Origin of the sequence: Pseudoalteromonas rubra, from assembly GCF_005887095.1 — a bacterium.
In the GTDB taxonomy this organism is placed as follows: Bacteria; Pseudomonadota; Gammaproteobacteria; order Enterobacterales; family Alteromonadaceae; genus Pseudoalteromonas; species Pseudoalteromonas rubra_E.
The window spans coordinates 24704-40176 of sequence record NZ_PNCI01000025.1 but is presented as its reverse complement, the minus strand read 5'-3'; the positions used below and the strand labels follow the sequence as shown (position 1 = coordinate 40176).

At 48.4% G+C, this 15473-nt stretch carries 15 protein-coding genes; 13 read left to right on the top strand and 2 right to left on the bottom strand.

Annotated elements, in window-relative coordinates:
* The first annotated feature begins 25 nt into the window (after window positions 1–25).
* The 4 genes from CWB99_RS24045 to CWB99_RS11740 all read left to right on the top strand — a co-directional run bounded on the left by CWB99_RS24045 (window position 26) and on the right by CWB99_RS11740 (window position 3236).
* Entirely contained in the window at window positions 26–184 is a 159-nt protein-coding gene (locus CWB99_RS24045) for a hypothetical protein (protein WP_171045324.1), read from the top strand.
* Between the two features lie 206 nt (window positions 185–390).
* Window positions 391–2346, top strand: a complete 1956-nt coding sequence (locus tag CWB99_RS11750) for a methyl-accepting chemotaxis protein (protein ID WP_138549581.1) — start codon at window positions 391–393, stop codon at window positions 2344–2346.
* Window positions 2333–2752: a GNAT family N-acetyltransferase gene (locus CWB99_RS11745; protein ID WP_138549582.1), complete on the top strand. Its 420-nt coding sequence runs from the start codon at window positions 2333–2335 to the stop codon at window positions 2750–2752. The genes CWB99_RS11750 and CWB99_RS11745 overlap by 14 nt, the downstream gene beginning before the upstream one ends.
* Window positions 2753–2897: 145 nt before the next feature.
* Entirely contained in the window at window positions 2898–3236 is a 339-nt protein-coding gene (locus tag CWB99_RS11740; RefSeq protein WP_138549583.1) for a hypothetical protein, read from the top strand.
* Window positions 3237–3349: 113 nt separating this feature from the next.
* Here the strand turns inward: CWB99_RS11740 and CWB99_RS11735 are convergent, their stop codons facing one another.
* Window positions 3350–4519: a helix-turn-helix domain-containing protein gene (locus CWB99_RS11735; RefSeq protein WP_138549584.1), complete on the bottom strand. Its 1170-nt coding sequence runs from the start codon at window positions 4517–4519 to the stop codon at window positions 3350–3352.
* 197 nt (window positions 4520–4716) lie between these two features.
* Between CWB99_RS11735 and CWB99_RS11730 the strand changes: the two genes are divergently transcribed.
* The 8 genes from CWB99_RS11730 to CWB99_RS11695 all read left to right on the top strand — a co-directional run bounded on the left by CWB99_RS11730 (window position 4717) and on the right by CWB99_RS11695 (window position 13648).
* Window positions 4717–5172, top strand: coding sequence for a DUF6326 family protein (locus tag CWB99_RS11730; protein WP_138549585.1), 456 nt, complete (start codon window positions 4717–4719; stop codon window positions 5170–5172).
* Between the two features lie 80 nt (window positions 5173–5252).
* Window positions 5253–6242, top strand: coding sequence for a tetratricopeptide repeat protein (locus tag CWB99_RS11725; RefSeq protein ID WP_138549586.1), 990 nt, complete (start codon window positions 5253–5255; stop codon window positions 6240–6242).
* Between the two features lie 259 nt (window positions 6243–6501).
* Window positions 6502–8139, top strand: coding sequence for a diacylglycerol kinase family protein (locus tag CWB99_RS11720; RefSeq protein ID WP_138549587.1), 1638 nt, complete (start codon window positions 6502–6504; stop codon window positions 8137–8139).
* A 12-nt stretch (window positions 8140–8151) separates the two neighbouring features.
* Window positions 8152–9537 carry a sigma-54-dependent transcriptional regulator gene (locus tag CWB99_RS11715; RefSeq protein ID WP_138549588.1) on the top strand — a complete coding sequence of 462 codons (1386 nt, stop codon included), beginning with the start codon at window positions 8152–8154 and terminating at the stop codon, window positions 9535–9537.
* A gap of 13 nt (window positions 9538–9550) precedes the next feature.
* Entirely contained in the window at window positions 9551–9751 is a 201-nt protein-coding gene (locus tag CWB99_RS11710; RefSeq protein ID WP_138549589.1) for a histidine kinase, read from the top strand.
* Window positions 9752–9762: 11 nt separating this feature from the next.
* A complete protein-coding gene (locus CWB99_RS11705; RefSeq protein WP_138549590.1) occupies window positions 9763–11271 on the top strand; it encodes a sensor histidine kinase in 1509 nt (502 codons plus the stop codon).
* Complete coding sequence (locus CWB99_RS11700) at window positions 11243–11689, top strand: response regulator (protein WP_138544164.1); 447 nt, start codon at window positions 11243–11245, stop codon at window positions 11687–11689. Before CWB99_RS11705 ends, CWB99_RS11700 begins: the two co-directional genes overlap by 29 nt.
* A 9-nt stretch (window positions 11690–11698) precedes the next feature.
* On the top strand, window positions 11699–13648 hold the full coding sequence (locus tag CWB99_RS11695) for a response regulator (protein ID WP_138549591.1): 1950 nt from the start codon (window positions 11699–11701) through the stop codon (window positions 13646–13648).
* Between the two features lie 49 nt (window positions 13649–13697).
* On the opposite strand, the gene CWB99_RS11690 is transcribed toward CWB99_RS11695, so the two are convergent.
* Window positions 13698–14258: a BON domain-containing protein gene (locus CWB99_RS11690; RefSeq protein WP_138549592.1), complete on the bottom strand. Its 561-nt coding sequence runs from the start codon at window positions 14256–14258 to the stop codon at window positions 13698–13700.
* 250 nt (window positions 14259–14508) lie between these two features.
* Between CWB99_RS11690 and CWB99_RS11685 the strand changes: the two genes are divergently transcribed.
* Complete coding sequence (locus CWB99_RS11685; protein WP_138549593.1) at window positions 14509–15459, top strand: mechanosensitive ion channel family protein; 951 nt, start codon at window positions 14509–14511, stop codon at window positions 15457–15459.
* Window positions 15460–15473: the final 14 nt, after the last annotated feature.

Genomic DNA, 15473 nt, shown 5'->3' with positions numbered 1-15473 from the left:
TATCACTATTTAACAGGGTTACAGCATGAAAATAAAAGTAAAAAAAACGAGTTTGAAGCGCCTGACGCAGTCTCATTCACTACCACAGCAAGCCACGCCACAGGTTGGCGGTGGTGAAGCAACCGCGTCATTATCTGGCAAAATCTGTGACATGTTTTCGTTGTATCACTATTGCCCCAGATGATCCGCTAGCATCGTCGCATCAAAGTAGAGTTCTGCTTTTAGAGCTCTACATCGATTGCAAAGGGGCCAACCTTTTGCCACTTCTCTCTTGTTCAACCGCACGAAGTTTGTAATATTAATTCAAAGCTCATAAATTGGGCTAATTCGGAGCAATCTGCTTCGTTCACAACTACACTATTATTACAATAAAAACCGAGGTGGTTGCCCATGAGAATGCGTAAAAAGCTGATTTTAAGCTTTGTAATGACCGTTATCATTCCAATTCTTGCAATATCCATCATGAGTATCTCGCGCACCAAACAAGAGTCACTGGACCGATTCTTAGAGACATCAGTCAACGAGATACGACAAATAGAAAACGCGTTTATCATTTTCTTTGACCAGATGAAAAGTAATGCCCGATTCTTAGCGCAAAGTAAAACTGTGCAATCCGTCAGCAAGGACACCACCACCTATTTTGGTGCAGAGAAAATGATGACGCCGGAGACCTCAGGCCAGGCAGAAGCAGAGATTTTTGACCTGTACACCACCTTTGGCAAAACTCACCCCGAGTTGCTATTCGTTTATTTGGGTACCCGTGATGGTGGCTTTATTCAGTATCCTGCTGAGCCTTTGGGCAACTATGATCCGCGTAAAAGGCCCTGGTATCAGCAGGTCAGCTCCAATCCATCCCAGGTGGTGATCACTGAGCCTTATCAGGGCGTTACCGGACAGGCAATGGTTTCCGTTGCTACCGGGATCATGAAAAACGGCCAAATGCTCGGCGTTCAGTCGCTGGATGTGACCTTGTCGACACTGACCGATATTGTCAGCAACATTAAACTGGGCAACACTGGCTATTTGTTGTTACTCGACAATCAGGGCACTGTGCTGGCAGACCCTAAAAACACCGAAAATAACTTTAAAAACATTCGCGATTTGAGTGACGCCCGATATCAGGCTATCCGAAATGCGGGGGATGCACCTTTCATTACACTGGAACACCAGGATAAAACCTTCAATGCCAAGTTTTATCGCTCTGAGGAACTCGGTTGGACCTTTATTGCCATCATTGAAGAAGATGAGATCCTCTCCTCGTCTTACAACATGACTTACAGCATCAGCATCATCGCAGTGATAATGCTGGCCTTGTTCGTCGTCATCGCCATTGTGCTGGCCAACAAAATTGTCTATCCCATAGAAATGGTTTCAGATGGCCTCAAAGAAATAGCCCAGGGCGAGGGCAACTTATCCAAACGACTACAGGTGATAGGTAATGATGAGATCAGCGAGCTGGCAACCTGGTTTAATCAGTTTCTAAACTCAATAAATGCGTTGGTTAAGGACATCCAGAACAACGCCAGAACACTCAATGGTGAAGCGCAAACTTCTCAGTCACGGATAAACGACATCCGGGACCAGTGCCGCCATCAGGAAAAAACCTCACAAACCGCCACGGATACCACGCAATCCATGGCGAGTATGGCGATGACGGTCAGTGATAACTGTGGCGATGCACTCAACGAAATTTCGACCACAGAACAACACACTCAAACCGGTAACCAAATGATCCAAAGTACAGTGAGTCAGGTGGCCAAACTCAATGATTCACTTGGCGACTCGGCCACCGCCATGAGCAAGCTCGAAAACGAAAGTAATAACATCACCAACATTTTGGAGGTGATCCGTACCATTGCCGAGCAAACCAACTTACTTGCTTTGAATGCAGCCATTGAAGCCGCTCGTGCCGGCGAACAAGGTCGTGGTTTTGCTGTCGTGGCCGATGAAGTACGAACTCTGGCTCAGCGTTCTCATGATGCAACTCAGGACATTGAACAAGTCCTGACTAAACTGATTGAACAAACCCGCAGTGTTTCTGAGCGCATGACCGCCAGTGTTGATGAGTCTAAGCAAGCCATCGAACAGTCGGAACTGGCTCATCAGGCATTCGACGACATCGCCAGCTCGGTCTCTCGCGTTAAGACCATCATTGCTGATATTTCCCGTCAGGCCAACGCTCAGGGTGAGGCCGCCGAGGAAACTCAGTCTCGTATCCAGGGCGTCAGTCAGTCGGTGCAGCAAGTGGGAGACTCAGCCGATGCGCTACATGCCGGGGCAACGCAATTAGTTGAACTGGCAAATAACCTTGACCAACTGGTGGACAGATTTGATGTTGACGACTGAGCTGGAGATTTCACATACACCGCCCGCAGCCACTGAGTTCAGCGCGCTGCGCGCCAGTGTCGGTTGGCAAAACCCACCTTCTGAGCAAGTTGTAGCCAGTATTGCGGCTTCACTGTACTGGGTTCAGTGTCGCAAGGGCCAGCAACTGGTTGCCTGTGGTCGGGTAGTTGGCGATGGATATATGTACTTTTACATCCAGGACGTCATTGTGCACCCGGATCATCAGGGGGGTGGACTGGGCCATATCGTTATGGATAACATTGAGCAATACTTATCGACACATTGTCACAGTGGCGCAACCGCAGCATTGCTGGCGGCACACGGCAAAGAGGCTTTCTACCAGCGCTACGGCTACGCATTGCGTGATGGCCAATCGCTGGGGCTGGGAATGTGTAAGTTTTACTAATTTTCAAATCCATTTTCATGTATCCTTCACACTGCACATTTCCCCAAATGGGGTTTGTCGCAACCTTAATTTTATGCATCAAGCAACGATTCCTTTTGGGATTTTCGTTTACTAAGCCAATCGATCAGTTTTCAATGGAAATACTATGAAAAAGTTACTTTTTTTAGCTCTCACGCTGATGACGTCGTTGAGTTTTGCCAACCCCTTGGCAGGAACCTATACCGTAAAGTCTATTCGGGTAAGTGACGCAACAGGTTATACATACGTTTACACAACGGCTCCAGTACAGCACAAAAACACTAGTTGTACTGAAACTGACGCTTTCGCGATCAGTCGCGATGCCAAATCATACGACCACATTTTCTCTTCATTGTTAACCGCAGCCGCCTCTGGCCAACAAGTTCAGATCTGGGTTGCGTTTGGCAATGGGGATTGCCTTAACAATCGACAGAGAATTGCGTTAACCGAAGTCAATTTTCAATAATCCAGTCACTTTACAGCCCTAAGAAAATAGGGCTGTTTTGTATCATCAGAAGAAAATGCTTCCATTTTACCTGTTCGAACACTCACCAGCCGTTTTCGCTGCTGTAACAATAATCAACGGTTTAGCCTAAACTCCCTTGGCGTCAGGCCCGTTTCCTTTTTAAATGCCTTATAAAATGAAGAGCGAGCGTTAAACCCAACCTCAAGCGCAATATGCAACACTGACTCTTTGCCAGCCAGTAAACGCGCTTTCGCCGCCTCGATGCGCCAGTGATTCACAAAGTCAAAGAAGTTCATTTTCAGTGTTTCGTTTAACACCTGAGAAAGGTAGTTGGCTGATACGCCGCTTGCATCGGAAAGCTTTTGCAGCGTCAGATCGGCATCCAGATACAGCTTCTCATCTTGCATCGCTGAGGTAACTTTTTTGACTATCCGGGCGGAGCGGTCCGTATCCAGAGCCGATTTATGATACTTATTGACTGTACCTTGACTACTTGGTGTATCCAGGGCATTCACACTGCCTACCTCACAATCCAGCGCAGGAATAAGCAATGGCGTGGTTTGTTGCATAGCAAAAAAGGTCAGGCTCCAGATCAGTATCAATGCAGTCAGTATTTCAGCCCCAAGCGTCAATATGGCATGTCCAAACAGGCTGGACAGAAAAGCGCAGCTCAGCGCTAACACCCAGATACACATGGTCATAAAAATAAGCCGTTTTGTCGCGAATATCCTGGGGTCATCAAGGTTAGAATAGTGGGCTTTTAGTTCAGCCCTGAATACCATCAGACGTTTTGTTATTACCACCATGGTCCATCCACATTCAACCAGCCAGGCACATATCAGGGCCAGCATCGCACCAGCCAGTACCACAGCATGCAACCCAGTAGGTATTTCATCGGTAACAAATAGTGCCTGATGCTGTTGTGATGGCAAGGTAGCAATAATGCTCGCAACCACTATTGCGGGCCATAACAAAACAAACTTTTTCAGATTCAGTGTGTACTGAGTCCAGCTTTTTTGTGTGGTGACTCCCTGAATGTACAAACGTAACGCAGGGCAAAGCACAAAGAGCATAGGAAAACCAATAACCGTATAAGCCTGATACCAGTCGGGTATTATAGCTGGCACGATTGCATTCAAGGCCAGCACGCCACAGGCACTGAGAAATACCACCAGCGATATTCGATAAGCGCGTGTTGACTGTTTGATCAGCAACACAGGTACACTCAAGGCGATTTGCCCAATTAGCATCGCCGTAAGTACCAACACAATAGGTTCAGCCACTATTCTCCCCTGACACTTGAAACAAAGTTATCCATAATTAATTGTTTTATTTACTTTTAATTTTTATTTTTTGCAAAACTGTCCGCGCCTTTACGCTGAGACGACGCCTTAGCTCAGAGCAGTTAGCCTGAGTGCTACCTGGATACAGCCGGGCAAATCTTTTTACATGGACCCCAATATGAACTAAGGAATCACGTATGACAAACCCAAATTCAACCGCTGGCGAAATATCCGATGGCCGTATTCGCATTAAACTTGCAACGCTTTGGTTGCTGGTGATGCTCAATATGATTTATGCCGATATCCTGGCCTTTGTCTCGGCTTTTATCACGCCTGGTGTAATTGAGACATTGATGAGTGGCTATTCCGGCTCGGTCAAACTATCACAGCCACTGCTACTGGTCAGCGCCATACTCATCGAAATTCCCATTATGATGATTTTTTTATCCCAGTTTATCGGCTACCGAATAAACCGGCTATGTAACCTTGTGGCCGTCCCGCTTACCTTTGTGTTTGTACTGGGCGGTGTGGAAACCGATCCTTTTTACCTGTTTCTGGCCGCCATTCAACTTAGCTTACTTTTGACTATTGCCTGGACGGCCATCCGTTGGCATGCCCCTGCCGCACACCCAATCGGAAGCCCCATCAATTAAGTCGCAAACCGGTGCGTTCACTGAGCGACAAGTTAAAAAGTAACACTATTTATTTTAGATACTTAGAAGGAAACATACACATGAATAACACACTACTGATGCCCCTTGCACTGCTTATTTGCAGCACTACAGCCACTGCCAGTATTGAACAGGGACGGGCAGAATTTGAAAAAGGCAATCTACGCCTTGCACAGTCTCTTTTGCTGCAACAGCAGACCTCTGATTATCATAAGCCGCTGCTTCTGGCACGTATTGCGCTAAAAAGTGATCAGGATGAAGTCGCGCTGCAACATATAGAAGATGCACTCGCTCAGCACCCAAACAATCCAGAGCTCTATTTTGCCCATGTTGAAGTGATCGCCAAAATGGCCGAGCAGGCAAGTATTTTCAGTGTCTCTGGTTATATTAAAAAGCTCAAAGCATCGTTCATCAAAGCTGTGGAATTGGCCCCGGATAATACAGAATATCGCACTGCACTGATCAAGTTTTATATCAATGCCCCTTCCATGTTTGGAGGCGATGAACAGGCCGCTCTGACACATATTAACGAATTAGAAAAAATCGCCCCTTTTGAAGCCTTCCTGACACGCTTGCACCTGCTTGGTAAAACAGGTGAACAAGATGAGTTCGCTCGCTTAATTGCCATCGGACAGAAGCGCTTTGCTGCAGAACCTCGATTCTTTTATACCCTGGGTCAGGTATATCACGAGCGCGACCAGAGCGAAGAAGCCTTAAACCAGTTCCGCAAAGCCGCAGCCATGAAAACAGCGACCACTCTGCAGGAAAAGGCCAGGAACCATTCGCTGGTGCTTATTGGTGTACTCAGCAAGCAACTAGGTAAACACCATGATGAGGGTGAAGCGGCATTACGGCAGTATCTGGATGAAGCGTCGCACCACTACGATATGCCAGATAAAAGCCAAGTTAAATTCAGGCTTGCCGAAATAGCGATAGACCGCAGCAAAACCGCAGTTGCAAAACAGCTTTTGAACGAAGTCATTACTGAAACACTGAGTGAGCGCCTCAAGAAAAAAGCCCGCTCTGCGTTGAAGAAACTGGCCAGTGCATGATCCTTGTTGTCACAGATGGGGGCCAAGGCCCCTGTTTGTAGCTCATTGGCAGGTAAAGTTATTTCTCTGTGACCCTTCTTCCAACTCATTCACATCTCATGTCAGAGCTGCAAGTTTGTTATGCGCCAATATGAATCGGTAAATTTTACACACTCTGTAAAACTCTCCTACGCTGAAGTCTGGATAAGCTGTTTTCGTAGCCTGAGGGGCGGAATGAAAATTGAATAGTGTTTATCAGTCTGTCAATTAAGGAGTATTCATGAGCACTGCGCATTACTACCTTGTTTTACTGCTGTTCACCCTGCTACTAACCACATTGAGTCTGGACAGCTTAGTGCTGTTGCCATCTCTGTGGCTCAGCGCGTCTGTTGCCTGCGTCTACGTAGCCTATGCGCTGGACAGGCCAGAACTGTTTCGTAAACGCACCACTGGGCAAGTGCCATTTTATATCAAAGTATTGCTGCTGCCCTATTTTTTAGGGGCGCAGCTTTATAATGCCTGGCAACGATACCAGGACAGTGTGCCACCTGTACAAGAGGTGAAAGACAATTTGTTTTTGGCTTGTCGTTTGTTTCCCAGCGACATTCCTATGCTGCAATCCAAGCAAGTTGAAGCAATACTGGATGTTACGGCCGAGTTCGACGGTCTGAACTGGTCTGCGGAAGAGCAGGGTCTGTACTATCTGAATATACCCATTTTAGATCATCAAACCCCCAGTGACGCCCAATTGCGACATGCGCTAAGCTGGCTTAGAGTGATGCATCAGCTCAACAAAAAAGTGGTCGTCCACTGTGCGCTGGGCCGAGGTCGCTCGGTGTTTGTCGTTGCCGCCTACCTGATGCTGCAAGACCCGTCCTTGTCCGTGGCTGATGCCATGCAGTTTATCAACAGTAAACGTCAGACAGCACGTTTAAATCGCTATCAGCACCATCGCCTTAAAGCACTGATGCACGATCTGCGCGATACGCCGAGTTCGCGCCTCGATTTGGTCATTAATCCCGTTTCTGGCGGCGGAAAATGGCACCTGTACGACAATCAGGTGATTGGCCTGCTGTGTAGCAAGTACACCCTTGTTCTGCATTTTACCGAACAGGACACGGATGTAGCAGCACTGGCCGTTGAGCTAAGCCAAGACGCCGAGCGCCTGATTGCCTGCGGCGGTGATGGCACACTGACCGCCGTTGCTCATGCACTGGTCAACAGTGAATGTAAACTGGGGTTTATTCCGCTTGGAACAGCCAATGCACTGGCACATGTACTGCTGGGGATACGCAGTAAAGTGGATCCAATCAGTAGCGCCTGTGAGGTGCTGTTAAGTGAACATTACATACAAATAGATACCATGACCTGCAACGGCGAAACGGGGCTACTGGTTGCCGCCTTTGGGTTTGAAGCGCAGATGATTGAGCACGCCAATCGCGGCGAGAAAAACCGCAGTGGCCAGCTGGCCTACATCAGTGGCTTTATTAATGCCGTCTCCGATGGACAAAAGCAGCGCGTGACATTGCGCATTGATAATCAACCTGCACAAAGCCTGGATATTGCCAGTCTGGCGGTGGCGAACGCAGCCCCCATTACCACAGTGCTGGCGCAAGGCGGTGGTGAACCGGATTATCAGGATGGCTTGCTGGATTTGACACTGATCCATCATGAACCAGAGTCTGCGTCCCGTGCTCTGAGTGTGGCACAGTTGATCGCAACCGGGATATCTGGCCCTTCTGCAGCACAAGAGAGCGCCGTTTCACACACCCGCTGCCAGCGAGTCACTTTACACGCAGACTCAGAGCAAATACAGTATAGTATTGATGGTGAAGTAAAAAGTGCCGACAGCCTTAACATTGAAGTGAATCAGGCTTCCTTGTGGATCATGGCCCCAGAGTCGACACGTTCAAGCTAACAAGGATCCCAAATGAAGACCGTTCTGCTGGTTGATGATGACCATGAATTTACGACTATCGCCGCTCGGATCATTGAGTTTATAGGCTGTGACGTATACACCGCTGGCAGTATAGGCGAAGCAAAACAGTGGCTTGCTGATATGCGTTTTGACCATCTGTTTCTCGACTTTATGCTTCCCGATGGCAGTGGTTTACATCTTATAGATCATATACGTAGCCTCAAACTCACGGCACAAATAACCCTGATAACAGGCCATCCTTCGGTTAAGGCGGCACTGGCCAGCATGTGCGATGAGCAAATCAATTACCTGACCAAACCCATAGAAGCCGATGACGTTAAGCGCGTTCTCAACACCAAAACCGCCACTCACCATGCCCAGTCGGATCCCTTTGAACGCCATTTTGGCTGCCTGATCGGCCACTCTCCCGCCATGAAAAAACTGGTGACTATGATAGAGCGGGTCGCGAAAACCAATGCCAATGTATTGTTAATGGGAGAAAGTGGTTCAGGTAAAGAAGTGGTTGCTCAGGCCATCCACAACGCCAGTCAGTGCAGCGGTGAGCAGGTGTCGGTGAACTGTGGCGCAATTGCCAAAGATCTGATCGGCAGCGAATTGTTCGGTCATGAAAAAGGGGCTTTTACCGGCGCAATCAACCAAAAGAAAGGCGTATTTGAGCTGGCACAAAATGGCACTTTATTTCTGGATGAAGTCACAGAAATGCCCATTGAAATGCAGCCTAATCTACTCAGGGCACTGGAAACGCAAACCATTACCCGGGTGGGAGGGGCTAAACCCATTGAAGTCAATTGTCGAGTGGTGTCTGCGACCAATCGAACACTGGCCGAAATCGCGCAAAAGAACGTGCTGCGTGAAGACATTTATTTTCGTCTGGCCGTATTCCCCATTGAAATCCCACCGCTTCGGGCACGTCCTCAGGATATACCGCTGCTGAGTGAATTTTTTGTCCACCAGCTCAATGATGAATATAAAACACAATATCAACTCACCGAGCAGGCTCATACTGTACTGTCGGCACATAGCTGGCCAGGCAATATTCGAGAGCTGAAACACTGTATTCATCGCGCATTTATTATGGCAGATCCCGATACAACCACACTAACGATAGACGAGATTGTCAGCTCGCCATTCGCAAGTGCTCAGGCGTCTGACAATCAAGTACCACCCCGGGCGCCTGCCACATCAGCCACAACCCCGTCCGCACCAGTTAAAGTCGGCGAAACCATCGAAGAGGTCGAACGAAAGCTAATTTATCAGACCCTGGAGTCGGTCGATGGCAATAAAACTTTGGCCGCAAAAATGCTGGGGATCAGCACCAAAACACTGTACAACCGCCTGAATGCATACGAGCAATCAACACCCGAAGAAACAAAGTAAAGCGAGGGGAAAGATGACAGACAAACCTGATATCGCCACACTCATTCATGATGCCAGAAAGCCACTCAACCATATTTCTATGCACGCAGAGTTGATTAAGATCCTGAGCCAGAAGCCAGGTTCAGAAGCCGAAATTCAGCAATCAGCCGAGGATATCATTAAAGCCAGTAAGGCGTGTAGCGAATTGCTACAAACCTTGATGACACAAGATTGACAGGAACGACTGTGCATACATTCAATCACTCCCGGTATATACAAAGTATGGTGTGGCTAATCCCGCTGTTGATCCTGGCGGGGGTCATATTAGTGGCCACTTTGGGATTAAAAAACACCGATGAAATCGCCAGAATTCAACGCAGTCTTCAAAATACCGGCGAAGTCATGCTTAGGGTCGATCAATTGCACATTGACATTCTTAATGCAGAATCCGGGCAGCGAGGCTATCTCATTTCCCAACGCGAAAGCGATCTGGCTCCCTATAAAATTGCACTGCAAAAATTTGAACATAGCCTGAGTGAAGCCCAGACAATCCGCTCGGAAAGCCCTCCTCAGCAGCAACGCCTGGAACGTTATATTCAGCATGCCCGGATTAAATTTGAGTCTTTGTCTGCCAGTGTAGCACTGGCAAGGGACAATGAGCAGCTTGAACCACACAGAATGCTGGACGATGTGCGAAGTACCGGGATTGACTTGCGCACCCTGTACGCCACCATCATGACTGAAGAAACCGAGATCCGAAACCTGTTGATGGCGCGTCTGACGCAGGCACGGGAAACCGCAAAAGACAACCTGATCTGGTTCACGGTGTTAAGCACCCTGATCAGCACCCTGTTTTTGGGGTTTTTAATTAAACACCTGCACAGTGTTCGTCGTTCAAAAGAGCAGCTTGAACGCTACAATGAGCAACTCGAAGACAAAGTGAAAGAGCGCACTCAGGCACTGGAGCTTTACGCGGATGAACTGACCCGCAGCAATCGCGAGCTCGAAGACTTTGCGTTTATCGCTTCTCATGACTTACAGGAGCCTCTACGAAAAATTCGCGCGTTTTCTGATCGTATCAAGGCCAATTACGAAGCGCTGCTTGATGAAAAAGGCAAGGATTACCTGTCCAGAATGGACAACGCTGCCAAACGGATGTCAGTATTAATCACCGATCTGCTCTCTTTGTCCAGAGTGACGACCAAAGGAAAAGAGTTCGAAGATGTCGCACTTAATCCACTCATGGAGACTGTGCTGGATGACCTGGAGATAACCATCAGCGACGCCAATGCCCGCATTCAGGTTGACCCATTACCGACCATTGAAGGCGACCCAATCCAGCTTCACCAGTTGTTTTTAAACTTGTTATCTAACGCCATTAAATTCCGCCGCGAAGGCGTGCCGCCACAAATTGCCATAACCATGTGCAAAACCACTGCCCCCAGCAAGCTACTTGAAGACATTGAATGCGACTGGCTGGAGATTGATCTCACTGACAACGGTATTGGCTTTGCCGCCGAGTATAGCGAAAAAATCTTTACCCCGTTTCAACGCCTGCATACCCGTAAATCTTATGAAGGTACGGGTATTGGTCTTGCCGTATGCCGACGCATAGTCGAACGTCATGGCGGGCAGATCAGCGCACACAGTATTGAAGGCCAGGGCACCACTTTTCGCATCCTGTTGCCTGACCTTGCTTCCACTCTCACATTAAAGGACACCGCCGATGAGCAGCTTATCAACCAGACGCATTAATATTTTGATGGCAGACGACGATGAAGACGATCGTTTGCTGACCCAGGATGCCCTGCAAGAAAGCCGGGTACTGAACAATCTAAATTTTGTGCACGATGGTGTTGAGCTGTTAGCTTATCTGAACAATGAGCCGCCGTTTGAAGATAAAACGGCTTATCCCCGGCCAAGCATTATTTTGCTGGATCTCAACATGCCACGAATGGACGGTCGTGAAGCGCTACAAAAGATCAAGGCGGATCCGACACTGCGCTCAATCCCTGTGGTGATCCTCACCACCTCTAAGGAAGAAGAAGACAAACTCAGGGGCTATGATCTCGGTGCCGCGTCGTATATTTCCAAGCCCGTAAACTTCGATGGACTGGTCGAGCTAATGCGTCAACTGGGCAAGTATTGGATTGAAATCGTCGAATTACCCTAGGAGAAACAGATGCAAAATGCGCAGGTGGTTAAGCTACTGCTGGTAGAGGATGATGAAGACGACTATGTACTGGCACTGGATTACTTACAACAAGTGCCCAACTATCAGTTTGATGTCACCTGGCTCAGTGAACATGACGAAGTGCTTCAGGCACTGGGATCTGATCAGTTCGACCTCTGCCTGCTTGACCACCAGCTTGGCGGACATACCGGTCTGACCATTCTTGAAGCCGCCAAAGCACTGCCCATCAATACCTCGTTTATGATGCTCACAGGCCAGGCCGATGAGGTGCTGGACGCAGATGCACTGGCACTGGGCGCAGAAGATTTCTTACTTAAGTCTGAGATCAGCAGCCCGCGCTTTATCCGCGCGATCCGCTATGCCCTGTCCCGTCGGGAGCTTGAAAGTGAGCGCCTGGAGCGGCTGCGGGCACAGGCCACCAGCCGCGCCAAAGACCGCTTTCTGGCGCATCTGAGTCACGAGTTGCGCACCCCACTGACCTCTATCATGGGCTATACCGATCTGTTGCTAACCCGCAGCGAGCTGGACAATATCAAACCTGAGCTGTCTATCATTCACAATAACAGCCAGCACTTGCTGAACCTGCTCAATGACGTGCTGGATTTGTCGAAAATCAACGCCAACAGCCTGCAAGTTGAGCCCAGTGAGATCTGCCTGGCCTCGTTACTTGCCGATCTGCACAGCCTGTTTTCCATTGCTGCGGATAAAAAGGGCATTAAGTTTGCGATTCACACCGACGCGCCCTTACCCGCTTATATTGAGTCTGACGAAAAACGTCTGAAACAGGTGCTCATCAACCTGGTTTATAACGCCATAAAATTCACACCAAGCGGGCAGGTTTCAATTGAGGTACGGCCAGCCGCTGAAGGTAAGCTCAGTTTTTCGATTGAGGATACCGGCATTGGTATTCCTCAGGACAAACTGACACATATTTTTAAGCCCTTTGAGCAGGTCCAGGACAGTACCACGCGCTCTGAGGAAGGCGCCGGCCTTGGATTGGCCATCAGCTCAGCCCTGATCCGCCTACTCGGGGGGAGTTTACAGGTTGAGTCAAGCGTGGGCAGCGGCAGTACTTTTAGCTTTACTATCGGGTCGGGTCAATGTTCCGGACAGCTTGGTCAGCTAGATCTGCTCGCCACCACTGTAAATAGGCCTTCAACAAAGATAACGAATTTATCCGGCAAGGTGCTCATCGTTGAAGATTTGCCCGAAATTCGCCAGTTGCTGGGACAGCTGATTACAGCCACCGGTGCCCAGGTCAGCTATGCGGAAAATGGCAAAGTAGCTTGTGACTTACTCACTCAAACTGATGCGGCCTTTGACCTGGTGTTTATGGACTTGCACATGCCGATATTAAACGGCAAAGACGCCATAGTTAAATTGCGCGCTCGGGGTATTAGTACACCCATTATCTCACTAACAGCCGCAGCCCAGAAGGGTAACCTGGATACCCTTAAAGCCCTTGGCTTTAACGATACCCTGACCAAACCCATTAACGTTACTCAGCTTGAATCCTGTTTACAGGATTATTTGTCCGCACAACCCGTACAAGACACGCTCACCACACAGCCCAGCGACTCAAACATCAAAAACAAGCGAATTTTATTGGTTGAAGATGACCCGGATGCGCGCAACTTAATGAAGCTTTTGCTGGAGTCTCTGGAATGTGAGGTCATCGCTGCCGGCAGCTGCGCTGAGGGCCTGAGCGAGCTGGACAAACACGCTGATTTTAATGTGGTAATGCTGGATTTAAATTTACCCGATGGCTCCGGGCTGGCGCTGGTTGCAGCAGTTCACAAGCGTCAGATCCCGGCTAAACTGGTGGTGGTCAGCGGCAGTGAACCCGACCCCGACGCCCTGCTCTCTTACCCGGTCAGCCAGGTGTTACTTAAACCTGTCTCACTCCCCGACCTGACCGCCATTGTGCAAAACGCATAAAAAAGGCACGCTAAGCGTGCCTGTAAGTCAAGGGAGTAACTGCGTTGCTCTATGAGCGTTCATCAACAACGGTCAGCTTGTTGTTAACACGTTTTACATCGTCTGCGTTCGCTGCAATATTTACCACCAGCTGCTTTTCAGCGTCTGACTCAACTTCACCGGTAAGCGTCACGGTTTGATTGTCGACATCGACGTCGATGTCGGTACCGCTGATGTCAGTATCAAACAGCAGACGGGTTTTAATCACCGTCGCGATTTTGGCATCAACAAAGTCAGACTCTGCATCGCCTTTGCCATCTTTATCTTTGTCCTCTGATACCACAGTCAACCGGTTGTCTACCTCTTTTACACCGTCAATACCGATCAACAGTTCAGTTGCCAGTTTTTTATCAACGCTGTGGTCAACCTTACCTGTGAGGACCACCACGCCGTTTTTCACATCTGTGTTGATGTCGAACGAATTCAGGTTGCCATTGAACAGTAAAGTAGCTTCGGCTTTACCGTCTATCCAGGCGTCGCTGGCCTCTTTTTCCCACTGATTGTCAGCAGCATTAACCGCAGAAGTTGAAAAAGCCGTAGCAAAAGCAAGTGTTAGAATTGTGCGTTTCATAATCATTCTCCTTGTGGATGAGTTCACTTTGACAGGTGCAGCTTACGTGCCAACCTATTTAGCCATTTAAAATCATATGGTTAGATAATTTCCCCTGCCTTTTGCCTGTATATTTTACATACCGGTGTGGAACTATTTACTGGAAAATTCTACACAGACCATCACACTTTTTACTAACCCATTGAAATTAAATATATAGTCCAATGGCACGCTCCCTGCTGCTATCACCAGATACATATAAGGAGGCGTTATGTCATTTACTTTTACCCCACAAGACTTCTGGTCGCTGATCAATGAAAAGCTCGTGCACTGGGCCGAACTGACAATTAAGAATTTACCCAACTTGGTCATTGCAACACTCATTCTTATTGTGTTTGTGATTCTGTCTAAATTCCTTGCTCGCTGGCTGCTGACCTTGCTTAAACGCTTGTTTGAGTCAAACCAGATAGCCGGGCTGATTACGGGGATCTGCCGTATGATCCTGGTTGCGATCGGGTTTTTCTTTGCCCTGGATATTATGGGGCTATCAAAAGCGGTGGCGTCACTACTTGCCGGTGCTGGCATCATAGGACTGGCAATCGGTTTTGCCTTTCAGGATATGACCGAAAACATGATAGCCGGAGTGGTAATGGGCATTCGCAAACCTTTTCGGGTTGGTGATGTAGTAGAAGCCGGCGACACCTTCGGCACCGTCCGCCGGATTAACCTGCGCAATACTTTAATTGAGAACTTTTATGGTCAGCTGGCCATAGTGCCCAACAAAATCCTGTTTAAAAATGAATTGATTAACTACTCCCGCCTGGCCACCCGACGGATAGAAATAGAAGTCGGGATCTCTTATGCCGATGATATCGAGCAGGCCGAATCTGTGATAGTGGAGGCCATAAACGAGCTGGATGGCGTCATTAAACAACACGAAACCGATGTCTATGCCTGCGGGTTTGGTGACAGCTCTGTCAATCTGCTGGTGTGGTTCTGGATTGACTACCCGGGTGAGATTGGCTTTATGCAGATGCGCCACAAAGCCATTATTGCGATCCACAAAACCCTGGAAGAAAACGATATTCTTATTCCCTTTCCTATTCGTACGCTGGATTTTAATGCCAAAGGCGGTGCAAACCTGGGGGACATGCAAATCAATATGCGCCAGCGTGCTCACACACAGCAAGGTGAGAAAGAAGTACCCAGTAGTGAAGCGTAAAAGTTACAGACACA

Bases quoted from the DNA above. Each gene is read 5' to 3' on its own strand.
- CWB99_RS11715 (WP_138549588.1), top strand. From the start codon at position 8,152: ATGAAGACCGTTCTGCTGGTTGATGATGACCATGAATTTACGACTATC.
- CWB99_RS11685 (WP_138549593.1), top strand. From the start codon at position 14,509: ATGTCATTTACTTTTACCCCACAAGACTTCTGGTCGCTGATCAATGAA.
- CWB99_RS11745 (WP_138549582.1), top strand. From the start codon at position 2,333: ATGTTGACGACTGAGCTGGAGATTTCACATACACCGCCCGCAGCCACT.
- CWB99_RS11695 (WP_138549591.1), top strand. From the start codon at position 11,699: ATGCAAAATGCGCAGGTGGTTAAGCTACTGCTGGTAGAGGATGATGAA.
- CWB99_RS11730 (WP_138549585.1), top strand. From the start codon at position 4,717: ATGACAAACCCAAATTCAACCGCTGGCGAAATATCCGATGGCCGTATT.
- CWB99_RS11750 (WP_138549581.1), top strand. From the start codon at position 391: ATGAGAATGCGTAAAAAGCTGATTTTAAGCTTTGTAATGACCGTTATC.
- CWB99_RS11740 (WP_138549583.1), top strand. From the start codon at position 2,898: ATGAAAAAGTTACTTTTTTTAGCTCTCACGCTGATGACGTCGTTGAGT.
- CWB99_RS11690 (WP_138549592.1), bottom strand. From the start codon at position 14,258: ATGAAACGCACAATTCTAACACTTGCTTTTGCTACGGCTTTTTCAACT.
- CWB99_RS11720 (WP_138549587.1), top strand. From the start codon at position 6,502: ATGAGCACTGCGCATTACTACCTTGTTTTACTGCTGTTCACCCTGCTA.
- CWB99_RS11725 (WP_138549586.1), top strand. From the start codon at position 5,253: ATGAATAACACACTACTGATGCCCCTTGCACTGCTTATTTGCAGCACT.
- CWB99_RS24045 (WP_171045324.1), top strand. From the start codon at position 26: ATGAAAATAAAAGTAAAAAAAACGAGTTTGAAGCGCCTGACGCAGTCT.
- CWB99_RS11710 (WP_138549589.1), top strand. From the start codon at position 9,551: ATGACAGACAAACCTGATATCGCCACACTCATTCATGATGCCAGAAAG.
- CWB99_RS11700 (WP_138544164.1), top strand. From the start codon at position 11,243: ATGAGCAGCTTATCAACCAGACGCATTAATATTTTGATGGCAGACGAC.